The sequence below is a fragment of the Marinobacter sp. genome, assembly GCF_048269445.1.
Taxonomy (GTDB): Bacteria; Pseudomonadota; Gammaproteobacteria; order Pseudomonadales; family Oleiphilaceae; genus Marinobacter.
Genome location: NZ_JBLXIQ010000008.1, coordinates 1 through 24193, shown reverse-complemented (window position 1 = coordinate 24193; position 24193 = coordinate 1). Strand labels below are relative to the sequence as shown.

19 protein-coding genes and 2 tRNA genes are annotated in these 24193 nt (G+C 55.2%); 7 read left to right on the top strand and 14 right to left on the bottom strand.

Annotation, left to right across the window (positions count from 1 at the left end):
* Positions 1-19 precede the first annotated feature (19 nt).
* The 5 genes from ACN0XM_RS16225 to sdhC all read right to left on the bottom strand — a co-directional run bounded on the left by ACN0XM_RS16225 (position 20) and on the right by sdhC (position 6376).
* Entirely contained in the window at positions 20-2857 is a 2838-nt protein-coding gene (locus ACN0XM_RS16225) for a 2-oxoglutarate dehydrogenase E1 component (protein WP_417567982.1), read from the bottom strand.
* A gap of 311 nt (positions 2858-3168) precedes the next feature.
* Positions 3169-3873, bottom strand: coding sequence for a succinate dehydrogenase iron-sulfur subunit (locus tag ACN0XM_RS16220; protein ID WP_417567981.1), 705 nt, complete (start codon positions 3871-3873; stop codon positions 3169-3171).
* A gap of 14 nt (positions 3874-3887) precedes the next feature.
* Complete coding sequence (gene sdhA / locus ACN0XM_RS16215) at positions 3888-5660, bottom strand: succinate dehydrogenase flavoprotein subunit (protein WP_417567980.1); 1773 nt, start codon at positions 5658-5660, stop codon at positions 3888-3890.
* A gap of 3 nt (positions 5661-5663) precedes the next feature.
* On the bottom strand, positions 5664-6008 hold the full coding sequence (gene sdhD, locus ACN0XM_RS16210; RefSeq protein ID WP_417567979.1) for a succinate dehydrogenase, hydrophobic membrane anchor protein: 345 nt from the start codon (positions 6006-6008) through the stop codon (positions 5664-5666).
* Complete coding sequence (gene sdhC / locus ACN0XM_RS16205) at positions 6002-6376, bottom strand: succinate dehydrogenase, cytochrome b556 subunit (RefSeq protein WP_417567978.1); 375 nt, start codon at positions 6374-6376, stop codon at positions 6002-6004. The genes sdhD and sdhC overlap by 7 nt, the downstream gene beginning before the upstream one ends.
* Before the next feature lie 478 nt (positions 6377-6854).
* Here sdhC and gltA point away from each other — a divergent pair, with 478 nt between their 5' ends.
* Positions 6855-8129, top strand: coding sequence for a citrate synthase (gltA, locus tag ACN0XM_RS16200; RefSeq protein ID WP_417567977.1), 1275 nt, complete (start codon positions 6855-6857; stop codon positions 8127-8129).
* 119 nt (positions 8130-8248) lie between these two features.
* Positions 8249-9121: an NAD(P)-dependent oxidoreductase gene (locus ACN0XM_RS16195; RefSeq protein ID WP_417567976.1), complete on the top strand. Its 873-nt coding sequence runs from the start codon at positions 8249-8251 to the stop codon at positions 9119-9121.
* Positions 9122-9179: 58 nt separating this feature from the next.
* On the opposite strand, the gene topA is transcribed toward ACN0XM_RS16195, so the two are convergent.
* The 3 genes from topA to fadB all read right to left on the bottom strand — a co-directional run bounded on the left by topA (position 9180) and on the right by fadB (position 15420).
* Positions 9180-11822: a type I DNA topoisomerase gene (gene topA, locus ACN0XM_RS16190; protein ID WP_417567975.1), complete on the bottom strand. Its 2643-nt coding sequence runs from the start codon at positions 11820-11822 to the stop codon at positions 9180-9182.
* 248 nt (positions 11823-12070) lie between these two features.
* Positions 12071-13246 carry an acetyl-CoA C-acyltransferase FadA gene (gene fadA, locus ACN0XM_RS16185; RefSeq protein ID WP_417567974.1) on the bottom strand — a complete coding sequence of 392 codons (1176 nt, stop codon included), beginning with the start codon at positions 13244-13246 and terminating at the stop codon, positions 12071-12073.
* A 26-nt stretch (positions 13247-13272) separates the two neighbouring features.
* Positions 13273-15420: a fatty acid oxidation complex subunit alpha FadB gene (gene fadB, locus ACN0XM_RS16180; RefSeq protein ID WP_417567973.1), complete on the bottom strand. Its 2148-nt coding sequence runs from the start codon at positions 15418-15420 to the stop codon at positions 13273-13275.
* 436 nt (positions 15421-15856) lie between these two features.
* Between fadB and ACN0XM_RS16175 the strand changes: the two genes are divergently transcribed.
* Both ACN0XM_RS16175 and ACN0XM_RS16170 read left to right on the top strand, forming a co-directional pair.
* Complete coding sequence (locus ACN0XM_RS16175) at positions 15857-16675, top strand: hypothetical protein (protein WP_417567972.1); 819 nt, start codon at positions 15857-15859, stop codon at positions 16673-16675.
* 152 nt (positions 16676-16827) lie between these two features.
* Complete coding sequence (locus ACN0XM_RS16170; protein WP_417567971.1) at positions 16828-17259, top strand: universal stress protein; 432 nt, start codon at positions 16828-16830, stop codon at positions 17257-17259.
* 59 nt (positions 17260-17318) lie between these two features.
* On the opposite strand, the gene ACN0XM_RS16165 is transcribed toward ACN0XM_RS16170, so the two are convergent.
* The 6 genes from ACN0XM_RS16165 to ACN0XM_RS16140 form a co-directional block, all read right to left on the bottom strand.
* Positions 17319-17987, bottom strand: coding sequence for a DUF6901 family protein (locus ACN0XM_RS16165; RefSeq protein ID WP_417567970.1), 669 nt, complete (start codon positions 17985-17987; stop codon positions 17319-17321).
* Complete coding sequence (locus ACN0XM_RS16160) at positions 17984-19936, bottom strand: ATP-binding cassette domain-containing protein (protein WP_417567969.1); 1953 nt, start codon at positions 19934-19936, stop codon at positions 17984-17986. The genes ACN0XM_RS16165 and ACN0XM_RS16160 overlap by 4 nt, the downstream gene beginning before the upstream one ends.
* 8 nt (positions 19937-19944) lie before the next feature.
* A complete protein-coding gene (locus tag ACN0XM_RS16155; RefSeq protein ID WP_417567968.1) occupies positions 19945-20757 on the bottom strand; it encodes an MOSC domain-containing protein in 813 nt (270 codons plus the stop codon).
* A 136-nt stretch (positions 20758-20893) separates the two neighbouring features.
* Positions 20894-20969: transfer RNA gene (locus tag ACN0XM_RS16150), tRNA-Gly, on the bottom strand.
* Between the two features lie 58 nt (positions 20970-21027).
* Positions 21028-21744, bottom strand: coding sequence for a murein L,D-transpeptidase catalytic domain family protein (locus ACN0XM_RS16145; RefSeq protein WP_417567967.1), 717 nt, complete (start codon positions 21742-21744; stop codon positions 21028-21030).
* Positions 21745-21927: 183 nt separating this feature from the next.
* Positions 21928-22530 (bottom strand): DUF924 family protein, encoded by a 603-nt coding sequence (locus ACN0XM_RS16140; protein WP_417567966.1) that lies wholly within the window; start codon positions 22528-22530, stop codon positions 21928-21930.
* 100 nt (positions 22531-22630) lie between these two features.
* Here ACN0XM_RS16140 and ACN0XM_RS16135 point away from each other — a divergent pair, with 100 nt between their 5' ends.
* From ACN0XM_RS16135 to ACN0XM_RS16125, 3 genes are all read left to right on the top strand, one after another.
* Positions 22631-23020 (top strand): sirohydrochlorin chelatase, encoded by a 390-nt coding sequence (locus ACN0XM_RS16135; protein ID WP_417567965.1) that lies wholly within the window; start codon positions 22631-22633, stop codon positions 23018-23020.
* Between the two features lie 39 nt (positions 23021-23059).
* Positions 23060-23977 (top strand): TIGR01777 family oxidoreductase, encoded by a 918-nt coding sequence (locus ACN0XM_RS16130; RefSeq protein WP_417567964.1) that lies wholly within the window; start codon positions 23060-23062, stop codon positions 23975-23977.
* 138 nt (positions 23978-24115) lie between these two features.
* Positions 24116-24191, top strand: a tRNA-Glu gene (locus ACN0XM_RS16125).
* Positions 24192-24193 lie beyond the last annotated feature (2 nt).

The window sequence follows — 24193 nt, the reverse complement described above, 5'->3', positions numbered from 1 at the left end:
TCCTTAGTTCGGTAGCTCGTCAAATTTCAAACGCGTCGGTAACCAGTTTCTTCTGCTCTTCTATGTGCGCAGACATATGCCCGCATGCAGGAGCAGCGGAAGCGTCACGGCCGGCATACTGAAGGTACAGCTTGGGATTCTTGCGGTGCAGGGCATTACGCATGTGATGCTGACTGCAGTACCAGGCACCCTGGTTCATCGGCTCTTCCTGACACCAGACAACATGCTTGAGCTTGCTGTAATGGCTCAGCAGTTCATCCAGATCATCACCCGGGAACGGATAGAGCTGCTCGATGCGAACAATGGCGACGTCGTCACGCTCGTCGGATTTCTTCTTCTCCAGAAGATCGAAATACACTTTGCCGCTGCACATGATCAGGCGTGTCACCTTCTTCGGATCGGACGGCTCCTTCTCGGGGAGCACCGTCTGGAAGGTGCCACTTGTCAGATCATCCAGATCAGAGGTCGCTTCCTTGTGACGCAGCAGGCTCTTCGGCGTAATCGCGACCAGCGGCTTGCGCAGTGGGCGCTTGACCTGACGACGAAGCATGTGGAACACCTGCGACGGCGTTGTCGGCACACATACCTGAATATTGTGCTCAGCAGACAATTGCAGGAACCGCTCAAGACGAGCAGAACTGTGCTCCGGCCCCTGGCCCTCGTAGCCGTGTGGCAGCAGCAGGGTCAGGCCACAGAGGCGGCCCCACTTATGTTCACCACTGGTCAGGAACTGGTCGATGACCACCTGGGCGCCATTGGCAAAGTCACCAAATTGCGCTTCCCATACCACCAGGCCGTCCGGCGCGGTGGTTGAATAGCCATATTCGAACGCCATGACTGCTTCCTCAGAAAGCAGCGAGTCGTAGAGCTCGAACTTTGGCTGGTCTTCGGACAATTGCTCAAGCGCAATGTGCGTTGAACCGTCTTTCTGGTTGTGCAAGACCGCGTGACGATGGGAGAACGTACCCCGGCCGACGTCCTGACCCGTAATGCGGATCGGATGACCCTCGTTTATCAGCGTTGCATACGCCATAACCTCGCCATAGCCCCAGTTAATGGGCAAGGCACCTGCCGTCATCTTTTCGCGATCTGATACGATCTTGGAAACCTGACGCTGGATGCTGAACCCTTCAGGAACCGAGGTCAGCTTCTTGCCAAGCTTCTGAATCGTCTTCAGGGGCACGCTGGATTTGCACTTGGCGGTCCACTCGTGACCGAGGTACGGCGTCCAGTCGACATAGAGCTCCTTGTTGGGCTCCTTGACCAGGGATTTGACCACGTGCTCGCCGTTATCCAACGCATCACGGTAGTCATTTTCAATCTGCTTGGCTTCGTCCTCGCTGATCACGCCTGCTTCCATCAGCTGGTCAGCGTAAAGATTGCGAGTCGTTTTCAGCTTGCGGATCTTCTCATACATGACCGGTTGGGTTGCGGCAGGCTCATCCGCTTCGTTATGGCCGCGGCGGCGGTAGCACACCAGATCGATAACTACGTCGTTTTTGAACTCGTTGCGGTAGTCCATCGCCATCTGGGTAACGAACATAACCGCTTCCGGATCGTCCGCATTCACGTGCAGGATCGGTGCCTGGATCATCTTGGCAACGTCGGTACAATATTCGGTGGACCGAGCATCTTCCTGCCTACTCGTGGTGAAGCCAACCTGGTTGTTGATGACGATATGGATGGTACCACCAACACCGAAACCACGGGTCTGGGACATCTGAAAGGTTTCCATCACCACGCCCTGACCGGCAAAGGCCGCGTCACCGTGCATGATGATCGGGACCACCTGTGTGCCGTCGTTGTCATTTCGACGGGTCTGGCGGGCACGAACCGAACCCTCAACCACCGGAGAAACGATCTCCAGATGAGACGGGTTAAAGGCCATGGCAAGGTGAACCTCACCGCCGGGGGTCATCACGTTGGATGAGAAACCCTGATGGTATTTCACGTCACCGGAACCGGAAGCTGCCAGCTTCTTGCCTTCAAACTCGTCGAAAAGTTCTTTCGGGTTTTTACCGAGGGTGTTCACCAGAACGTTCAGGCGGCCACGATGAGCCATGCCCAGAACGATCTCTTTGGCACCATAAGAACCTGCACGCTGGATCAGTTCATCCAGACAGGGAATCAGACTCTCACCACCTTCAAGGCCGAACCGCTTGACGCCCGGATAGCGGGAGCCCAGGTATTTTTCCAGGCCCTCGGCAGCGGTCAGGCGTTCCAGGATGTGCTTGCGGGTCTTCGCCTCGTACTCCGGCCGTGAGCGAACCGGCTCCATACGCTGCTGAAACCAACGCTTGATGCGGGTATCGACGACGTGCATGTATTCCGCGCCGATGCTCTCGCAATAGGTCTGACGCAGCCCCTTCACAATGTCCCCGAGCTTCATGGTCTCGGAGCCTAGATTCAGGGAACCGGTCTGGAACTCCAGATCGTTGTCGGAATCCGAAAGTTCGTGGAACGACGGATCCAGATCTTCTACCTGAGGACGCTGCCATACGCCGAGCGGATCCAGCTTTGCTTCCTGATGACCACGGAAACGGAAGGCATTGATCAGCTGGAGAACACGAATCTGCTTTTTGTCTGCGTCGGACGTAGCACTGGCGGGAACACCGCCGCTGGCGAGAAAGCGCTGATTGCGAGAGATATGTTCAAACTGTTCGCGGATGGAAGAGTGGGCAACGTCGCGGCCCTGATAGCCATCGACACTGGGAAGCTTGTCAAAATAGCTTCGCCACTCTTCGGGAACGGCATTGGGGTCTGTCAGGTAGGTTTCAAAAAGCTGTTCAACATAGGCGAGATTACCACCCTGCAGGTGGGAAGTCTGCCATAACTGCTCCATTATGCTTTCGTGCATCTTGAATAGCTCACCTTGGGCTGGTGCGGGGAGCCCGGTATGGTCGGCCAGGGGTAATTCTCAGTCAATACGGGTTTTTACGGGATCGACTTTGGCCACCACACCCGACATGGATGTTTTCCGTTCCCCGGTGGTTTTTGTACTCAGCAAAGCTGGGTGAAAACTTTATAAGTTCCCGCCACGGCTTGCGTAGTGTGCACCCGGATAAGACTTTTGACTATAAGCCTTTGGTTGAAGGCCCCACAAACTGCGGGGCCTTCCGGATACTAACCTTGTCAGAACAGTATAGCGCCTGCCTGAAATCCTGCCGCTTAAGTCGCCCGTTGCAGCAGAAGATTCCGAATATGGCCGATAGCCCTTGTGGGGTTAAGACCTTTCGGGCAGACACTGACACAGTTCATAATTCCCCGGCAGCGGAAAACGCTGAACGGGTCATCGAGATTGGCGAGACGCTCGTCCTGGGCGGTGTCACGGCTGTCCGCGAGGAAGCGGTAGGCCTGCAACAGGCCTGCCGGGCCAATGAACTTGTCCGGATTCCACCAGAACGACGGGCAGGATGTGGAACAGCAGGCACACAGAATGCACTCGTACAGGCCGTCCAGCTTCTCCCGGTCCTCGGGAGACTGCAGACGCTCGATAGCGGGTGCCGGCTTGTCATTCACGAGGTACGGCATGACCTTTTCGTACTGCTTGTAGAAGAGGCTCATGTCGACAACGAGGTCACGAATGACAGGCAGACCCGGCAGTGGCCGAAGCACCAGCTTGTCGTTCTTCACAACCTGGGAAACCGGTGTAATGCAGGCCAGACCATTCTTGCCGTTCATGTTCATGCCATCAGAGCCACATACGCCCTCACGGCAGGAACGGCGGTAGGCCATCGAGGGATCCCGCTCCTTGATGAGATTGAGAACATCAAGAACCATCAGGTCCTTACCCGCCGGAATCTCGACATCTACGTCCTGCATATAGGGCGCATTATCGGCTTCCGGGTTATAACGATATAGGCTTACTAACATTTTCGACGTCCCCCTTAGTAAGTCCGGATCTTCGGCTCAAACGTGGCCACGGTCTTCGGCGCGAAATTCACATCTCGCTTACCGACACGCTTGTCTAGCGGGAAGTACATGGAGTGCTTCAGCCAGTTTTCATCGTCACGTTCAGTGAAGTCATTCCGGGCATGAGCGCCACGGCTTTCTTTGCGTTCGTAGGCGGAAATTGCAGTAGCCAGAGCCACCTCAAAGAGGTTATCAAGCTCAAGCGCCTCAATCCGGGCCGTGTTGAAGGCATTGCTGGTATCCGCCAGCTTGGTATTGCGTGCGCGCTCACCAATCGCCTCAAGCCTCTTCAGGCCTTCTTCCATGCTCTTGCCATCCCGGAATACGCCGAAATACAGCTGCATGCAGTTTTGAAGATCCTTGCGAACCTCGGCTACACTTTCACCCTCAGACGCACTGTTCAGGCGATCAAGGCGAGCCATGGCACGCTTGATATCCTCTTCGCTGGCGCCATCTACCTCGAACCCGCCACGAAGCTGCTCTTCGATGTGCAGACCAGCAGCCCGACCGAACACAACCAGATCCAGCAGCGAGTTACCGCCCAGACGGTTGGCACCGTGCACGGATACACAAGCCGCCTCACCACAGGCGAACAGCCCTGGGATAGCTTTGTCATTACCGTTTTCGTCCTGAGTCAGCGCCTGACCACCGACGTTGGTCGGGATGCCGCCCATCATGTAATGACAGGTCGGGACCACCGGAATCGGCTCTTTCACCGGATCCACATGTGCAAAGGTTCGGGACAGCTCACAAATACCTGGCAGACGCAGATTCAGAGTTTCTTCGCCCAGATGATCCAGCTTCAGCAGAACGTGGTCCTTGTCGGGCCCACAACCGCGACCCTCCAGAATCTCTATAACCATCGCCCGGGCGACAACATCACGGCCCGCCAGATCTTTTGCGTTCGGAGCGTACCGCTCCATGAAGCGCTCACCTTCAGCGTTGATCAGGTAACCACCCTCACCCCGGCAACCTTCCGTTACCAGCGTACCAGCACCGTAAATACCCGTCGGGTGGAACTGCCACATCTCCATATCCTGCATCGGGAAACCGGCGCGCAGGGCCATGCCGACACCATCACCGGTGTTGATCAGGGCATTCGTGGTAGATGCGTAAATACGGCCTGCACCGCCTGTCGCAAGAACCGTCGCTTTTGACTTAATGTAAGCCACTTCGCCGGTTTCAACCTCAATGGCCACAACACCGACAACTTCGTCTTTGCTGTTCTTAACGAGATCAACTGCGTACCACTCATTAAGGAAAGTAGTCCCACCCTTGAGATTGGCCTGGTAGAGCGTGTGCAGAAGTGCATGACCGGTACGGTCAGCGGCAGCACAGGTTCGCGCTGCCTGCGTTGGGTTATCGGGGCCCTTGGACTGGCCACCGAACGGACGCTGGTAGATACGGCCCTGTTCGGTACGTGAGAACGGAAGTCCCATGTGCTCCAGCTCAAAGACGGCTTGAGGGCCGACTGAGCACATATACTCAACAGCATCCTGGTCAGCGATATAGTCCGAACCTTTCACCGTGTCATACATGTGCCAACGCCAATCATCGTTGGGATCAGCACTTGCAATTGCACAGGTAATGCCACCCTGGGCGGATACCGTGTGCGAACGCGTCGGAAACACCTTGGTGATACACGCAGTATTGACACCGGACTCGGTCAACTGCAGTGCGGCACGCATGCCGGAACCGCCACCACCGATAACGATCGCGTCGTAAGACATGGTCTTGATATTAGCCATTGATTAAAGCCCCCAAAGAATCTGAATGCCCCAGACCACATACACAAACATGGTCAGACCACAAGCTGCCTGCACGAAGAACCTTGGACCCATAGGCTTGATGTAGTCAGTGGTAACCGTCCAGAGACCTACCCATGCGTGCGCACCAATAGAAAGCAGTGTCAGCAAGGAAAAGATACGGAACCAGGTCTGACCAAACAGGGAAGACCAAGTGTCGTAGTTGACGTCAGACGCCAACATAAACCCAAGCAGGAAAATTGTATACAAAGCAAGTACGTAGGCTGTTACCCGCTGGATCAGCCAGTCGAAAACACCACTGCGACCAAGGTTCGTGACGCTGTTTACCATACCCAGACTCCTGCCAATACGATGAGAATGACGGAAACCACAATCGTGATCTTCGCGGCGAGACGGCCGCTCTCGAGCTCTTCACCAATGCCCATGTCCATGAGCAGGTGCTTGATCCCTGCGACGAGGTGGTACAGCAGAGCAGACAAGATGCCCCAGATAATCAGCTTGGCAAAAAAGCTGTCCAGCAGTTCACTTACACGGCTGAAGCCCTCTTCCCCGGACAAGGAAAGCTGAAGCCCGTAAAGCATGAACGCAACACCAACAAAAATGATGATGCCGCTGATGCGGTGCAATATGGACGTAATGGCTGGCAGCGGAAAATGAAACTTGCCGAGATCGAGATTTACTGGTCGTTTGCTATTCACAGCGCTCTCACACTCTCTTTTGGTTCCGCGGAACCGGAAAAACCGGGTGCGGATGGTTGGTATGTAAGGATCAGCGTGCAGATACGAAACCGGCACACGATTGGCTCAGGAGGGAGGAAACCTCGCCGGCAACCCGTTATTTACAGGCACCAAAGAAAGGTTTATCCCCGATTCCGGGCTACGGATTATAAGGAGTACCCTAAGCAATTACAAACCTGCAACGCCCTGTGGGCCGCGTATTTCAGGGGGTTAGGCAAGCTATAAGCATTATTGACAAATTATTTTCTCTCCCCAATCCGTTGTTATTCGGGATATCCCTCATTTACAACCCATGTCAAATTCCGGCTTTTCCTGACTCTTCCATTGACAAAAAAAGCCAACGCCCTATATTTTGCCGCCAGTTTTGCGATAATACGCGCCTTCTCGCGCATCTATAAATGTAGATTAAGCTGTCTAAGCTGATAAATAGGAGAGCACCATGACCGACAGGAAAGCCACGCTCTCGGTGGGGGACAAGTCCATTGAGCTACCGGTTTATTCCGGCACCGTCGGCCCAGACGTTATCGACGTACGAGGCCTGGTCCAGGAAGGCGTTTTCACATACGATCCAGGGTTCGTATCCACAGCTGCCTGCGAATCAGCCATTACCTACATAGACGGAGCGAACGGCGTTCTCCTGCACCGTGGCTACCCGATTGAACAGCTTGCAGAGTATTCGGATTATCTGGAAGTGTGCTATCTGCTACTGAAAGGCGAACTACCGACTCCGGAAGAAAACAAGCGGTTCCACGACACGATCAAGAACCACACCATGCTGCATGACCAAATGCGCAACTTCTTCCAGGGCTTTCGCCGTGACGCGCACCCCATGGCCATCATGTGCGGTGTGGTTGGCGCCCTGTCAGCGTTCTACCATGACCAGATGGACGTGGCTGACGAGCATCAGCGTGAAATCACGGCACACCGCCTGATAGCAAAAATGCCAACCATTGCGGCTTGGTGCTACAAATACAGCATTGGCCAGCCGTTCATGTACCCCCGGAACGATCTTTCGTACTCCGAGAACTTCCTGCAGATGATGTTTGGCGTTCCCTGCGAGGAATACAAGCCGAACCCGATCCTCGCCAAGGCGATGGACAAGATCTTTATCCTGCACGCGGATCACGAACAGAACGCTTCCACCTCAACCGTTCGCCTGGCCGGCTCCACCGGCGCCAACCCCTACGCGTGTATCGCATCGGGCATTGCCGCACTATGGGGCCCTGCCCACGGCGGCGCCAACGAAGCGGTTCTAGACATGCTCGCCGAGATTGGCGACGAGTCCAATATCGAGAAGTTCATTGCCAAGGCCAAGGACAAGGACGATCCATTCCGCCTGATGGGCTTTGGTCACCGGGTTTACAAGAACTTCGACCCGCGCGCCAAAGTGATGGCCGAAACCGCTCACGAAGTCCTAACCGAACTTGGACTGGAGAACGACCCTCTGCTGAAGATTGCACAGCGTCTGGAGAAAATCGCACTGGAAGACGACTACTTCGTCCAGCGCAAACTGTACCCGAACGTGGACTTCTACTCGGGCCTGATTCTCAAGGCTATCGGCATCCCGACCTCGATGTTCACTGTCATCTTCGCGATGTCGCGGACCATCGGTTGGTTCTCGCACTGGAACGAAATGGTCAGCGGCGATTACCGCATCGGCCGTCCACGCCAGCTGTATACCGGCTCAGAAAAGCGGGACTACCCGAAAACATAAATCCGGCATGACCGTATCCGCAATGCTAAGGCCGCTGATTCAGCGGCCTTTTTTTATTCACCGCCCGCCCTGCTCTTCTATGATAAGTTAACTCAACAAAAACATAAGAGGAGAAATCAGTGACTACAGCAGCATTTATCGGCTTGGGCGTCATGGGCTATCCGATGGCCGGCCACCTGGCAAAAGCCGGACTCACTGTCAGGGTCTGGAACCGAACATCCGCCAAGTCAGAGCAATGGACAAAGGACCATTCCGGAATCAGCTGCACCACCATTGCTGAAGCCGTCAAGGGCGCCGATATCATTCTGACCTGCGTAGGTGCAGACAAGGACTTGAAGGCGGTCTACGAGGGCGAGGACGGTATTCTTGCTCACGCTCAGGAAGGCGCCGTTCTAGTCGACCACACCACTGCCTCCGCTGGCATTGCCGAATACCTTGCCGAAGCCTCCCGCCGCAACGGAATGGGTTTTGTTGATGCCCCGGTTTCGGGCGGCCAGCAGGGCGCTGAGAACGGCAAACTGACCATCATGTGCGGAGGCTCCGAAGAAGACTACGCTAAAGCCCAGCCCGTTATGGAGCACTACGCCCGCGCTCTGAACCTGATGGGACCTGCCGGTAGTGGCCAGAAAACCAAAATGGTGAACCAGATTGCCATTGCAGGGCTGGTACAGGGGCTCTCGGAGGCGCTGCATTTTGCCGAACAGGCGGAACTGGATGTCGCAAAAGTGGTGGATGTCATTTCCAAAGGGGCGGCCCAATCCTGGCAGATGGAAAACCGCTCGAGCACCATGATCGCCGGCGAATTTGAACACGGCTTTGCCGTGGACTGGATGCGGAAAGATCTCGGTATCTGTCTTGAGGAGGCCCGCAAGGTCAATGCCTCATTGCCAGTCACCGCCCTGGTGGATCAGTTTTATGCAGACGTGCAATCGATGGGTGGGAAACGCTGGGATACTTCCTCTCTGATACAGCGGCTCAGGAAGTTCCGTTAAGGAGCTGAGATTGGGGTCAGATGAAAGCTTTCATCTGACCCCGTGTTCTTCTACCCGGCTACTTTTTCTTGTCCTGCGGCTGCCATTTCCCGTTAACGTACCACGCAGACCAACCCGTTGCCTTTCCCTCCTTTTCGGACATGACGTACTGCTCCTTGGTCTTGCGACTGTAACGGATCACCGTCGGATTGCCTTCAGGATCACGCTCGGGGGCATCCATCAGGAAATCGTACTTTGGATCAATCTCCTTGCGGTGCGGCTTAATCTCCATAACCAGTGGCGGTCGGGTCTCGCGGTTTTTCGGGAACTTGCTGGCTGCCAGAAATAAGCCTGATGCCCCGTCTCGTAGCACGTAGGTGTCATCGACCTTCTGGCACTGTAACTCCGGCATCGGAACCGGATCCATTTTGGGAGGCGCAGGCTCTCCACTTTTCAGCAGCTTACGAGTGTTTTTGCATTCTGTGTTGGTACAACCAAAGTACTTACCGAAACGGCCGGTTTTCAGCTGCATCTCGGAGCCGCACTTGTCACACTCCAATGTCGGACCGTCATAGCCTTTGATTCGGAAGGTGCCTTTCTCGACTTCGTAGCCGGAGCAGTCCGGGTTATTACCACAGACATGCAGCTTTCGGGTTTCATCGACCAGGTAGCTATCCATGGCCGTGCCGCATTTCGGGCACCGGCGCTTTTTCCGGAGCAGACGGGTCTCGCCCTCACCTTCTACGTCATCCTCTGCGCTGACAACTTCATCGCCCGAAACCAGGTTGACGGTGGTTTTGCAGCGCTCCTTCGGAGGCAGCGAATACCCGGAACACCCAAGGAATACACCCGTGCTGGCCACACGGATCTGCATATTGCGGCCGCAGCTGGGACATGGGATATCTGTTTCGGTGGGCGTATTGGCACGCATACCGCCGTCATCAGAACTTTCAGCCTTCTCCAACTGCTGCCGGAAACGGCCATAAAAATCATTCAATACCTTTTTCCACTGGACCTCACCCTCGGCAATTTCATCCAGCTCGTCTTCCATTCTCGCTGTGAAATCGAAGTCCATCAGGTTCGGAAACGACTCCGACAGTCGCTCAGTGACGATTTCACCCATCTTTTCCGCATAGAAACGGCGGTTCTGTAGCCGCACATAGCCACGATCCTGAATGGTGGAAATGATGGAGGCATAAGTCGAAGGGCGACCGATGCCCTGCTTTTCAAGCTCTTTAACCAGGCTGGCTTCCGTGTACCTGGGTGCAGGCTTGGTAAAATGCTGGCTCGGATCCAGCTTTTTCAGATCCAAAACTTCATCCACCCGAATATCCGGCAGCGAGACATCCTCGTCCTTTTTGGCAGACTGGGGGGCCGCCTTGAGGAAACCCTCAAACTTGATGATCCGGCCACGGGCACGCAGCTCGTAGTCGCCATTGGCCACCACAATGGAGGTGCTCAGGAACTCGGCATCAGCCATCTGGCACGCAATAAACTGCCGCCAGATCAGGTCGTAAAGTTTTTCGGCGTCCTTCTCAAGGCCGCTGATATCAGCGGGCCGGCGACTCACTTCGGTCGGGCGAATAGCTTCGTGAGCCTCCTGAGCGCCTTCCTTACTTCCGTAGACCCTCGGCTTTTCGGGAAGATACTTGTCCCCGAACTGCTTCTGAACGAAATCCCGGCAACTGCTAACCGCGTCCTGGCTCAGGTTGGTGGAGTCGGTACGCATGTAGGTAATAAAGCCGGCTTCGTAAAGGCGCTGTGCCAGCATCATGGTTTTCTTGACACTGAACCCCATGCGGTTGCTTGCAGCCTGCTGAAGCGTGGAGGTAATAAAGGGCGCTGACGGCCGGGACCGGGTTGGTTTGTCCTCGCGTTTGGCAACCTTGAATTCGCCTGCCTTCAGGCGGATTACATGTTCGGTGCTTTGCTGCTCATTAACCGGCCGGTAGGGCTTATCGTCGTGACGGGTTACCTCAAACCGGACCGGCTGATCGGCCTTTTCGGACGCGAGGTCGGCATGGAGCTGCCAGAACTCCTCGGGTACGAATTTCCGGATCTCCCGCTCCCGCTCTGCAATCAGGCGCACGGCGACCGACTGAACCCGACCCGCCGACAAGCCACGGGCGATCTTGGCCCACAACAGCGGAGATACCATGTAGCCCACAACACGATCCAGGAACCGCCTTGCCTGCTGGGCATTCACACGGTTTGTGTCGAGATTGCCAGGGTCCTTGAAGGCTTCCTGAATGGCCCGCTTGGTGATCTCATTGAACACCACCCGCCGGTATTTTTCCGGCTCGCCACCAATTGTTTCCTGCAAGTGCCAGGCAATGGCCTCACCTTCGCGGTCCAAATCCGTTGCGAGGTAGATATGGTCAGCAGATTTCGCCAGACGCTTGAGTTCGCTGACCACCTTTTCCTTGCCAGGAAGGATCTCGTAACGGGCACTCCAGTCGTGATCTGGATCAACACCCATCCGTGCCACCAGTTGTTCCCGGGCCTTGCGCTTTTTGTGCGTGGCTTTTTCGTCCGGGCTCATCTTCCGGGTAGCCGCAGCCTGCCTGGCCCGCTCCTTGGGATCAGACTGCGATCCGCTCCCACTGACGGGGAGATCACGAATATGACCGACGCTTGACTTGACGATAAAGTCGGGGCCGAGGTATTTGTTGATGGTCTTCGCTTTCGCTGGCGACTCGACAATAACGAGACTTTTTCCCATATCGGAGATCTGTGTCCTTGGCGATAATCGGTTAAAAAATCAGCAAACCGTAAACTCGCTGTAAAATCAGTCGGCTAGAAAACACTCAATAGCCGCCACATTGGTATAGGTGCATTGTTTTACAGGGTCAAGAAAAGCAAGACAACCCATTCTTCTGTTTATGGCCGGCTTTTTTGCGCGGTCAGAGACAGGAAAGCCCGGCATTTGCCGGGCCTCCTGAGAGCTTGCTTCCGATTCGGCTATCCGGATCAGAGACGCTCCCACACCGTTGCAATGCCCTGACCAAGACCGATACACATGGTGGAAACACCAAGCTTACCGCCTTTGGCCTGCATGACATTCAGCAGGGTTGTTGAGATACGTGCACCGGAGCAGCCCAGCGGATGGCCCAGGGCAATCGCACCACCGTTCAGGTTCACTTTCTCTTCCATGACACCCAGCAGCTTCAGGTCTTTCAGAACCGGCAAGGACTGACCAGCGAAGGCTTCGTTCAGCTCCCAGAAGTCGATATCTTCAACTTTCAGGCCTGCACGCTTGAGCGCCTTCTTCGTGGCCGGAACCGGACCATAGCCCATGATGGCGGGATCACAGCCGGCAACCGCCATGCTGCGGACCCTGGCAATCGGCTTCAGACCCAGGGCCTCGGCACGTTCTGCCGACATGAGAACCATGGCTGCAGCGCCGTCAGTCAACTGCGAAGAGGTACCAGCAGTAACAGTACCGTTCTTCGGATCAAAGGCTGGCTTCAACTGACCAAGTGACTCCGCGGTCGTATCCGGACGAATGGTTTCGTCCTCTTCGATCAGCTTCACGAAGCCATTCTCGTCGTGACCTTCGATGGGCACGATTTCGTTCTTGAAACGGCCTTCAACCGTTGCCTCATGGGCCAGACGGTGTGACCGGGCACCAAACTCATCCTGCTGCTCACGGGTGATGCCGTGCATCTTGGCAAGCATTTCTGCAGTGAGGCCCATCATGTTTGAGGCCTTGGCAGTGTACTTGGACGCAGCCGGATTGTGGTCGAAACCTTCGGTCATGGATACGTGACCCATGTGCTCGACACCACCGGCGACGAACACATCGCCGTTGCCGGTCATGATCGCCTGGGCAGCCGTATGGATTGCGCTCATGGAGGAACCGCACAGACGGTTCACAGTCTGGGCCGCCGACTCATGGGGTATGCGGGTAAGCAGGGAAATCTGCCGCGCCACGTTGAAGCCCTGTTCCTTGGTCTGGTTTACACAGCCCCAGATCACATCTTCAACTTCTTTCGGGTCGAGCTTCGGGTTGCGCTCAAACAGTGCTTCAATCAGAGCGGCGGACAGGGTTTCTGCACGCACATTCCGGAAACAACCGTTTTTGGCACGACCCATCGGAGTCCGCACGCAATCGACGACGACAACGTCTCTCGGATTAAGGCTCATAGATCTTTCTCCGTTCGGAATCAGGGTTAGCCAAAGAATTTCTTGCCAGTCTTGGCCATTTCACGCAGCTTCTGGGTCGGGTGGTACAAAGGACCGAGGTCTGCAAACTTGTCTGCCAGTTCGACGAACTTGTCTACACCCATGTCGTCGATATACCGCAGGGCACCACCACGGAACGGCGGAAAACCGATACCGAAAATCAGGCCCATATCAGCATCTGCCGGATCTTCGACAATGCCGTCTTCCAGGCAGCGAACGGTTTCCAGGCACAGCGGGATCATCATGCGGGCAATGATGTCGTCTTCCTCGAAGTCCTTCTTACCCTCAACCACAGGTTCGATGAGCTTGTAGGTTTCTTCGTCGGCAATTTTCTTAGACTTGCCCTTGCGGTCTTCTTCGTACTTGTAGAAGCCCTTGTCGTTCTTCTGGCCATAACGGTCGTTCTCGAACATGACGTCGATGGCGGACTTGAAGTCGGCCTTCATGCGATCCGGGAACCCGTCGGCCATCACTTCGTTGGCGTGCCTGGCAGTGTCCATGCCGACGACATCAAGCAGGTAAGCCGGGCCCATTGGCCAACCGAACTTTTCCATGACCTTGTCGATCTTCTGGAAATCAGCGCCGTCACGCACCAGTGCGGCAAAGCCACCGAAGTACGGGAACAGAACACGGTTAACCAGGAAGCCGGGGCAATCGTTGACTACGATTGGCGTCTTTCCCATGGCCTTGGCGTAGGCTACCGTGGTGGCAATAGCGCGATCACTGGTTTTCTTGCCACGAATCACCTCAACAAGCGGCATCATGTGCACCGGATTGAAGAAATGCATGCCACAGAAGTTTTCCGGACGCTTCAGGTTTTTCGCGAGAAGGTCAATGGAGATCGTGGAGGTGTTGGAGGTCAGGATGGTGTCCTCGCGAACCGCATCTTCGGCTTCACGCAAAACGGCATCTTTGACCTTGGGGTTCTCGACAACGGCTTCGACTACCAGATCTACGTTCTTGAAATCACCGTAGTTGAGGGTCGGCGTGATGCTGTTTAGCACATCGGCCATCTGGTCAGGCTTCATCTTGCCTTTAGCAACGCGCTTGGTCAGAAGCTTCTTGGCTTCCTTCAGGCCCAGGGCGATACCGTCCTGGTTGATGTCCTTCATGATAATCGGCGTGCCTTTCAGGGCAGACTGGAATGCAACACCACCACCCATGATACCGGCGCCGAGAACGGCGGCCAGGTTCACGTCATTGGCTTCTTTTTCCCAGGCCTTGGCCTTCTTCTTGAGTTCCTGATCGTTCAGGAACAGGCCTACGAGGCACGCCGCAACGTTGGTCTTGGCCATCTTGGCGAAGCCTTTGGCTTCCACTTCGATCGCCTTGTCACGGGTCATACCGGCATGCTTCTGCATGACCTTGATGGCCTCGACAGGAGCCGGGTAGTTCTTGCCAGCCTTGCCGGCAACGAACGCCTTGGAGATCTCGAATGCCATCATGCTTTCCATGGCATTGAGTTTGATCTTGCCCTTCTTCTCTTCACGACGTGCCTGGTTGTCCAGTTTGCCTTCGTTGCACTGGTTAATGATGGCAACGGCAGCTTCAACCAGTTTTCCTGACTCAACCACGGCGTCAACGGCACCCACTTTCAGTGCGGCTTCGGCACGATTCTCGGTGCCACCGCTGATCCACTCAACAGCGTTGTCGACACCCACCAGACGGGACAGACGCACGGTACCACCGAAACCAGGGAAGATGCCCAGCTTCACTTCCGGAAGGCCAACCTTCGCCTTCGGGTCCATAACCCGATAGTCGGTGGCAAGGCACATCTCGAAACCGCCGCCCAGTGCCATACCGTTGATTGCGGTAACAGTGGGGAACGGCAGATCTTCAACGGCGTTGAATACTTCGTTGGCCTTGAGGTTGTTGGCTACCAGATCCTCTTCCGAGCCCGCAAACAGCTCGGTGAATTCGGTAATGTCGGCACCAACAATAAAGCTGTCCTTGGAGCTGGTAACCACCAGACCCTTCAGGTTCTTTTGCGCTTTCAATGCGTCAGTCGCGGCGCGGAGCTCTTCAATAGTAAGACGGTTAAACTTGTTTACTGACTCGCCCTGCAAGTCAAAGTTCAACTGAGCGATCCCGCCTTCGATCTCTTTAACCGTGATGGCTTTACCTTCGTAAATCATCAACTGATCTCCAGTCTGTGTTTGGAACTGCTTCCAGCCAAGTGGCGCTGTCAGTTCGCCAGCGCGGCTGTTTGTGCAGCGAGATTTTGGTCACTGCCCGATCATTCTATCCAAGATTCATACAGTCGTTTGAATCGTGAGGGCACACGATGAAAAAAAACGGCGCGTTTGTCAATTTGTTTCTTCGGATAAGGGGCGCAAAAGTCCCCGAAAAACCGGAGGCGCCCGAAGAAAACTGGAAAGGAATTGTTATGTTTCAGTGAACTGGAAGCTACTTCTAAGACAAAACCGGAACTTCATCACGCAAATTTAAAAGTTGTTTACATTTGCGAGCGCCAGCGCCACCAAAACTGCTTGATTGGCTGCCAGAGTTACTTTACCTTCGATCTACGACTTTGGTCCACAATAATAAAACAGGATTACGGAGACTCATCCGATGAAAGACACTAACCTGCGGATACGCTCCCTTGTAACCGCGCTCATTATTTGTGCACTGGCCTCTATGAGCGCCCGCGCTCAGGAAGGTGCCAACGGATTCCTCTCCGATCTACACAATTTCCGGGTCAGTAACTACATGGCCCTGGATGCCTTCTATCGCTTTAGTGGAACCGGCGATACCAACACCCTGAACGAGATTGTGCAGGGCATCAATTCAGCTAACGATTCCATGAATTCTATCGCCGGCAGCGATTCCGGCGTGCTGTCTGCCGAAGAGATTGAAGGGCTGAACCTGGAGTTCGACAAGTTCAAGAACCTGATGCGTGACAACATCAATGATGTGCGCAACCGGGGGTATCCGGATCTGCGCCTGGTGTCCGACATGGCCAACCAGGCTCTTGCCATGAACGAGATTGCGACCGAGCTTTATCGGACCGCCCAGGAAAGCTCAGAGACAGAAACCAGTCACAGGGTTGAGGCAGCCCGGCTAGCGGCCGTCAAAATGGCGCAGATGATGGCCAAGTACTCAGTACGCACCAACTCTTCAGTGGCCCAGACGTTCCAGGGCTCCTCATCCGAGTCGCCGCTTGATGTTCAGGCCACGGAGCTGGACGCATTGCTCCAGACTGTGATGCAGGGCGAAGGCACACCGGAACTGAAAGCAATCCTCAACGATATCTCGTCCAAGTGGCAGTTTATCCGAGGCTCCTACATCAACTACAATGAAAAAAACGTGGGTTTCGTGATTGACCGGTATTCCAAAGGCATCCTGAAAGGGCTGGCTACCACCATTGAGCTCCTGAAAGGCAGCGCCTGATTCTCTCCCACGCTTTCTGGCAGGCCTGATTGCCTGCCAGAAAAGTGTTTTCCGCCGTCTATATTGATACCAGTCAGTTTCCCGCCAGGCTTTTCCGATTAGATTTAAAGTACTATCCTCAAACAATATCCCGTGCGCGAAGGAGCGATGCCATGTCCGCCTATAAAAAAATGCTTGTTGCCATTGATCTGACTGAAGAAGCCCCGCAGGTGCTCAACAAGGCGAAAGCCGTTTGCGAAGCCCATGGTGCGGAGCTGATGCTGGTTCATGTGGTTGAGCCCGTTGGTTACGCCTATGGCGGTGATATACCAATGGATCTGACCGAACTTCAGGATCAACTCGACAAGGCCGCCCGTGAGCAGCTGGGAACCTACGGTGATCAATATGGAGTTTCGAAGGCGAACCAGGTAGTTACAGTCGGGCGTCCGGAATCTGAAATCCACAGGCTTGCCAAAGAGCAGGACGTGGATCTCGTGATAGTGGGTAGCCACGGAAGAAAAGGCTTTCAGCTCTTGCTGGGCTCAACCGCCAACGGGGTTTTGCACGGTACCGAATGTGACGTTCTGGCCGTGCGGATTCACTGAGTCGTCTCGCGGGACCGGTCCCGGGATTTGGCCCGGGACCGGTCAGTGACGCAGGGCTATTAATTCCCCTCCCCGCCCATTTTTGCCTCAAGCTTTCGAAGCTGGCTTTCCAGCGAGAAGCTGACACTTGAGGCCATCGAGAAGAAATTCAGTAACGCTTTCAGATTACTGTCACCCTTGCAGACCGAATGAATACGCTGCCAAAGGGCCTGATTTACAAGCTGCAATCTCTGATTCCTTTCAACAAGCCCCTTCAGCTCCCAGTCTGGCGCCTGATGATTACGCTTGGCGAAATATTGTTGCAGCAGGTAATGGGACACACTGCGCATGATGAATTCATCGGTATTGGCAAAAGGCAGATGGTGCACTGCCATGGGTTTGAGCTCTGACAACACAGGGCACCCGCTAGTTGCCATTTTCAGCCCAAGCAGAGATCTGAGGGCCTCTTCCAGAGCCGTCTGCTTCACGTAGCTGCGCCGGTCATCGGTAACCTTGACCTCAACCTTCTGGTAGGCATCTTCCGCCTGAAATGCTTCGACAACAGGCAGTATCTCGGTAGCTGCCGGGCAATAAGGCGAATCCGCAGACTTCAAAGGGCAGTTACTGCACTGACAATGCCCGAGCTTGGTCCAAGAGGGCAAAGCTCCGGATGCCGGTGACGGCTGATCCGTGACTTTAAACTCGACGGTACGTCCATCCTGAAACCTGAAATCGTAGTTCACATTCATTGATTTGCCTGTTCTTCCAGCTCCATCCACCGCTCGATAACCTTCTCCAGACGGTTCTCCGTTTCCGTCAACGCGTCCAGAGCGGCCGATACTTCGTTCGCTGGGCCTGAATAAAAATCGGCCGAGGAAATCTTTTCCTTCAAGCCGGCGACGTCCTGCTCCAGCGCCTCGATCTGCCCGGGCAGCTGTTCGAGCTCCAGTTTGAGCTTATAGCTCAGCTTCACGGGCTTGCTCTTTTCAGACGAAGCCACCTGTTTTACGCTTCCTGGCGCCTTTTGTTCACTTTTTTTACCGGTTTCTTTTCCCGATTTTCCGGCTTTGTCCTGTTTGTCCGGCCGATTGCCTGTCGTTTCCGAAGGGAAACGACCGCCCTGACGGCGCCAGTCGGTGTAACCACCGACAAACTCCCGCACTTTGCCCGATCCATCAAGGAATACCGTTTCAGTGATCACATTATCAAGAAACTCCCGGTCGTGACTGATCACAATCACTGTGCCGGCAAATTCCGCCAACTGTTCTTCTAACAACTCCAACGTTTCCACATCCAGATCGTTGGTCGGCTCGTCAAGCACCAGTATGTTCGCTGGTTTGCTGAACAGCTTGGCAAGCAGCAGCCTCGCGCGTTCGCCACCAGAAAACACACTGACGGGCGATCGGGCCCGCTCAGGGGTGAACAGAAACTCCTGCAAATATCCAAGCACATGCTTGCTCTGACCATTAATATCAATGAATTCCCGGCCCTCGGAAAGGTTATCCAGGGCATTCCGGGTCAGATCCAGTTCCCCGCGAAGCTGATCGAAATAGGCCACTTTCAGATTGGTACCCAAACGCACCGAGCCTTCAGTTGGCTCAAGGTCTCCCAGTAAGAGCCGAACCAACGTGGTTTTTCCAGTCCCGTTTTCGCCCACAAGGCCGATCTTGTCGCCCCTGAGGATTGTCAGGTTCATGTCGCGGATCACCGGCGTACCGTCGGGATAGGCGAAGCCCGCATCCAGGGTTTCGACGACTAGTTTTCCTGAACGGGCTGCATCCTCCACCGCGAAGCTTGCGGTACCGCCGCGCACTCTCCGTTGCCGGTGTTCCTCTCGCATAGCCCTGAGGGCGCGCACCCGGCCCATGTTGCGCGTTCTGCGCGCCTTGATACCCTGGCGAATCCAGGCCTCTTCCTGCTTGAGCCGCTTGTCGAACAGCGCATTCTGGCGATCTTCCTCTTCCAGCGCCTTTTCCTTCAGCTCAAGGTAGCGGTCATAGGTAGCGGCAAAGCTCACTAGCTTCCCTCGATCCAGCTCAACAATCCGGGTCGCCATGCGCCTGATAAACGCCCGGTCGTGGCTGACAAACAGCATGGCGCCACGGAACTGGCCCAAAGCTTCTTCCAGCCAGGCGATGGCAGGCACATCAAGGTGGTTCGTGGGCTCGTCCAGTAACAGGATATCCGGATCAGCAACCAGGGCTTTTGCCAGCAGAACACGGCGCTGCCAACCGCCGGATAGCGTGTTCAGCGTCTGATCCGGGTCGACACCGTACTGGCCGAGAATGGTGGTTACCTTCTGATCCAGGCGCCAGCCATCGAGGGCTTCCAGCCGTTCCTGGACTTTCATCAGGCGGTCCAGGCTGGACTCATCCGCATGCTGGGACAGCTGATGAAACTCCGCCAGCAAGGTCCCGGTTTCCGGAAACGCGCTGGCAACTACTTCATAGGCGGTGCGGGAATCCTCCGACGGCAGGTTTTGCGGAAGTACCGCAAGGACTGATCCATCATCCAGACGCACCACCCCGCCATCAGGTACCACTTCCCCACTAACGATCTTGAGCAGGGTGGACTTGCCTTCACCATTCCGTCCCAGCAAACACACACGCTCTCCGGCGTCGATTACCAGCGATGCCTGGTCCAGCAGCGGGTGCATTCCAAAAGCGAGAGAGACTGAGTCCAGCGTTAACAAGGGCACGTTTATTTTTACTCCGATTTGTTGATGGTAACGGGATCACCAACCCGGATACTTCCCGGTGATTCATGAATAGCGTTCTGGCCGAAGATCACGCCGTCCAGCGTTCTTCGGTAGCCTGACAGGGTTCTGAGCGGTTGCAAGGTGGCATCTTTTTTCCCCGTTGCGGGATCCACGGTGGTCATTACACAGCGGGAACAGGGCTTCACAATGCTTAGACGATTGTCGCCAATGGTCAACTGCTGCCAGCTGTCCTCATCCCAGGGTTCGGCACCTTCCACCACGATATTGGGTCGGAACCGCCGCATTTCTACCGGAGTATTCAGGCGCCCGTTCAGCTCCAAAAGTGATGCCATATTGGCAATCAGGAACGGAAAACCGTCAGCAAAGCCGACACGTCGGTATTCGTCCACTCGCCCGGCATCAACACGTCGGAATGAACTGTCTGGCATGTAGACAAACCGTACAGACTTCCCGCAGAACCGGCTCAATGCTTCGCTGGCTTCAGGCTGACCGATGACAGCCTTGACCCAGTCACGCCACACCAGAACCCGAACCTCGGCGTCGGGCGAATCTGTCTCATCAATGGCGCTCAGGAGAAACCTGCCCTCACCCGGAATGTCGACAATCACATTGCCACACTCAAGCGCGGTGCCAACCAGTGCCAGCTCCGGATGCTCTCTCTGGGTCACAAAGCGGAGGTCATCGTCGACGATCATCCAGCGCCTGTCCGCCACGGGGCCGAAATCATCGGTGTCGAAGCTGCTCACCTCGATGCCGGACAGGGACTTGACGGGGTATACAGACAGCGAAAGTACCTTCATGGCAGGCAGGCCTCCCCCACATAATCAGGATATGAAACAGGCTGCTGAGTATACCTGACCACACGGCATGGCGCCGAGTTTGTGATGGCCGAATACGAAAAAACCCGGCCTTTTTCAAGACCGGGTTTTCTGAATCTGGAGCGGGAAACGAGATTCGAACTCGCGACCCCAACCTTGGCAAGGTTGTGCTCTACCAACTGAGCTATTCCCGCAATGCTGATCGGCTGTTACCGACAACGGAGGCGTATTCTACGGATCCAACTGGCGCCGTCAACCACTTTTTTTCATGTTTTTTCCCGCCAGAGTTGTGTTGTCGCACTTGAGGAAACCAGAACTGTGCAACCACTCCTGATCGGGATAGTACTTGAAAACAAGCTGGCCACCCTTGAGATTATCAACTACCTGCCGGATGACCTGGTTATCAACCGCCGGACAACCGTGGCTCCGGCCTATCCGACCGTATTTGCTGACCCAGCTATCACTCACATAGTCCGCACCGTGAATCACAATTGCCCGCTGCCGGGCATGATCATTGATGCCCGGCTCAAGTCCATCGAGCCGCAGCGCATATCCGTGCTTTCCATAGTAGGACTCACTGGCCTGGAAGAGACCGATACTGGACTGATAGCTACCTTCTTTGTTTGAGAACTCAGTGGATTCGAAATTCCCGGAATTCTTGCCGTGAGCCACGAGATCCCGGAGTAACAACTTTCCTTTCTCCAGATCAAAAATCCACAGCCGTTCTTCGCTGGACGGTAGCGAAAAATCGATAACCGCCAGTCGCTGAGGCATCTCTACACCATTGGAAACGGCACAGCGTGATGCGCTGAACGCCGTTTTGAGCACGGACCTGTCCAGCTTTGGGGCTGCTTTACTCAACTGGCTCAGTAACTTATCGTCAAGAGAAGCCGCATACGACGAGAGAGAAAACACGGCACACAAGGCCGCAAGAAGCACAGCGGGCCGGAAACGCGGCCAATTCACCATCACAAATCCCCGATAAAGTATGTGCGGGTGACAGTGATACATCGTGCACCCGCTTCGAAATAAGTGTCGCGCATTCTATCAGGCAAAAAGGCCAACTCGGTCAAGATGTACACTTTTTATACAAAAGTTTAAGGAAGCGGCCAATTCCGTCGTCTGGCCAATCAGGGCTCACAAGGAGCAACTCTACTGGCCGAATCGCTGACCGCTTTGCAAGTAAACATCTTCTTCTGGTGTGGACGCGCGCGCCAGAGCCTTGTTCCGATGCGGGAAACGGCCGAATTTCATAATGATGTCGCGGTGATCCAGGGCGGACTGATAAAAGCTACCCATAAAATCCGCCAGGAGCCCCTGGGTAGAACGTGCAAGCTGCTCGTAGCAATCCACAGAAGTATCCTGGTCATCCTTTTTCTCTGAGTGTTGCAGGGGCATATACAGAAAAGCCCGCTGAACCGGAGGAAGTAACATATCCTGCCCCTTACGCATGGCCTGCCTGCAGAGTTTCCGGGCCTGTCGATCCTGATCAAACGCCATCGCGCCGCCCCGGAAGATGTTTCGGGAAAACTGATCGAGGAGTAGAATTTCGGCAAGTATACCGCCGGCTTCCCGCCGCCAGTGCTCCAGCCCCTGCTCCGAAGCGAACAGCACCATGGACAGAAACCGGCGGCGAATCTCTTGATCGAACTTGCGGTCTGACCGAAACCATTTGTTTCTGTGGTCACCGTCGGGCAATCCGTGCTCATCCAGTTCACCAAACCAGAAATCCAGAATCTCTTTCCAATCGAACATTCTATGTAACCCTGTTACTTTGGATTCTGTTACGCCCGCTTCCGGGCTAACACTCCGGATTTACGACAGGCCCCATCAAACTGACTACTCAGGAGAGGCGATGAACAGCCCCCGCATTATTCTGTTGGCACATGGAAGCAGTGACAAGCGCTGGTGTGAAACCTTCGAACAGCTCGCCAAGCCCACGCTCAAGGCTGTCGATAATGCCCGTATTGCCTACATGGAACTGGCGGAACCATCCATGGACACAGTCATCGCAGAGGGGGTCGCGGAAGGCGCCCAAAGCTTCACTATTGTGCCGCTGTTCCTGGCGGCCGGACGGCATCTGCGCAAGGATGTTCCTGCAATGATAGTAGAGCTCGAGCGCACCCATGGCACGAACATCCATCTGGCTCCGCCGATTGGTGAAAATCCACTTCTGGGGCAGGCCATCCGGGATGTTGTTATGCTGCAATTAGAGCAGGCGCCGTCCGGAGCCGGACGGTCATAAGGCACGCTAGCCAACCAGGCGGCATCGGGAGGGAGCATCATGACAAAAAGGATTCTGATTACCGGAGGCACCGGATTTATCGGGCACGTGCTGTGCCGAGAACTTTTGGCGCGCGATCACGAACTGACGGTTTTCAGCCGACAATCATCAGAAACCGTCAAAGCGTGCTGCGGGCGGGTTGAAGCCGTCCGGGATTTGCAGCAACTCCGCTCCCACCCCGGGTTCGATGCCGTTATCAATCTGGCTGGCGAAGGCATCGCTGACAAACGCTGGTCTGAAGCTCGGAAACAGCAACTCCGGGACAGCCGGATCGGTGTCACCGAAACACTCGTCGCCGTGATTCGAAGCTGGGAACACGCTCCTGAAGTCCTGGTCTCAGGTTCCGCGGTGGGTTTCTATGGCGACCAGGGCTCGGCCAGGGTAACTGAAGATACCAACCCACATGATGAATTTACCCATCGTTTGTGCCGGGACTGGGAAAACGCTGCACTCCCTCTCGCCGATGACGGCGTAAGAGTGTGCTTTTCGCGAACCGGGGTCGTGGCAGGCCCCGGAGGCGGCTTTCTGGAGCGTATGATTCTGCCCTTCAAGCTGGGACTTGGAGGTCGCCTCGGCAATGGTACCCAGTATATGCCCTGGATCCACCGAGACGATGTTGTTGAAGCCCTGATCTGGATGGTCGAGACCACCAGCGCCTCAGGCCCATTCAACGTGGTCAGCCCTAATCCGGTCACCAATGCCGAATTTACCCGGTGCCTTGGAAAGGTTCTTCACCGCCCTACTCTTTTTCCCGCTCCGGCTCCGGTGCTCAAGGTCGCACTGGGTGAAATGGCGCGGCTCCTTTTAACAGGCCAGCAGGCCGTTCCCGCACGACTCACGGGGGCAGGTTTCCAGTTCCAGTATCCCGAACTGGAGCAGGCGCTCGCCCAGTCGGTTAATCCGGGGGCGGCAAGGTAACAGCACCTGCAACTGGCCAAAACGCCGAACCAGTGCATCAGTCAACGCCGGTATTTTTTTAAAAAAGGCGTTGACACTCCCCAGAGCCTTACTTAATATACGCGCCACCTCGACGAGGCAAGGTGTTGAAAACGTTGCGTCCCCTTCGTCTAGTGGCCTAGGACTCCGCCCTTTCACGGCGGCAACAGGGGTTCGAACCCCCTAGGGGACGCCAAT

Bases quoted from the DNA above. Each gene is read 5' to 3' on its own strand.
- ACN0XM_RS16225 (WP_417567982.1), bottom strand. From the start codon at position 2,857: ATGCACGAAAGCATAATGGAGCAGTTATGGCAGACTTCCCACCTGCAG.
- ACN0XM_RS16220 (WP_417567981.1), bottom strand. From the start codon at position 3,873: ATGTTAGTAAGCCTATATCGTTATAACCCGGAAGCCGATAATGCGCCC.
- sdhA (WP_417567980.1), bottom strand. From the start codon at position 5,660: ATGGCTAATATCAAGACCATGTCTTACGACGCGATCGTTATCGGTGGT.
- sdhD (WP_417567979.1), bottom strand. From the start codon at position 6,008: ATGGTAAACAGCGTCACGAACCTTGGTCGCAGTGGTGTTTTCGACTGG.
- gltA (WP_417567977.1), top strand. From the start codon at position 6,855: ATGACCGACAGGAAAGCCACGCTCTCGGTGGGGGACAAGTCCATTGAG.
- topA (WP_417567975.1), bottom strand. From the start codon at position 11,822: ATGGGAAAAAGTCTCGTTATTGTCGAGTCGCCAGCGAAAGCGAAGACC.
- fadA (WP_417567974.1), bottom strand. From the start codon at position 13,246: ATGAGCCTTAATCCGAGAGACGTTGTCGTCGTCGATTGCGTGCGGACT.
- fadB (WP_417567973.1), bottom strand. From the start codon at position 15,420: ATGATTTACGAAGGTAAAGCCATCACGGTTAAAGAGATCGAAGGCGGG.
- ACN0XM_RS16175 (WP_417567972.1), top strand. From the start codon at position 15,857: ATGAAAGACACTAACCTGCGGATACGCTCCCTTGTAACCGCGCTCATT.
- ACN0XM_RS16170 (WP_417567971.1), top strand. From the start codon at position 16,828: ATGTCCGCCTATAAAAAAATGCTTGTTGCCATTGATCTGACTGAAGAA.
- ACN0XM_RS16165 (WP_417567970.1), bottom strand. From the start codon at position 17,987: ATGAATGTGAACTACGATTTCAGGTTTCAGGATGGACGTACCGTCGAG.
- ACN0XM_RS16155 (WP_417567968.1), bottom strand. From the start codon at position 20,757: ATGAAGGTACTTTCGCTGTCTGTATACCCCGTCAAGTCCCTGTCCGGC.
- ACN0XM_RS16145 (WP_417567967.1), bottom strand. From the start codon at position 21,744: ATGGTGAATTGGCCGCGTTTCCGGCCCGCTGTGCTTCTTGCGGCCTTG.
- ACN0XM_RS16140 (WP_417567966.1), bottom strand. From the start codon at position 22,530: ATGTTCGATTGGAAAGAGATTCTGGATTTCTGGTTTGGTGAACTGGAT.
- ACN0XM_RS16135 (WP_417567965.1), top strand. From the start codon at position 22,631: ATGAACAGCCCCCGCATTATTCTGTTGGCACATGGAAGCAGTGACAAG.
- ACN0XM_RS16130 (WP_417567964.1), top strand. From the start codon at position 23,060: ATGACAAAAAGGATTCTGATTACCGGAGGCACCGGATTTATCGGGCAC.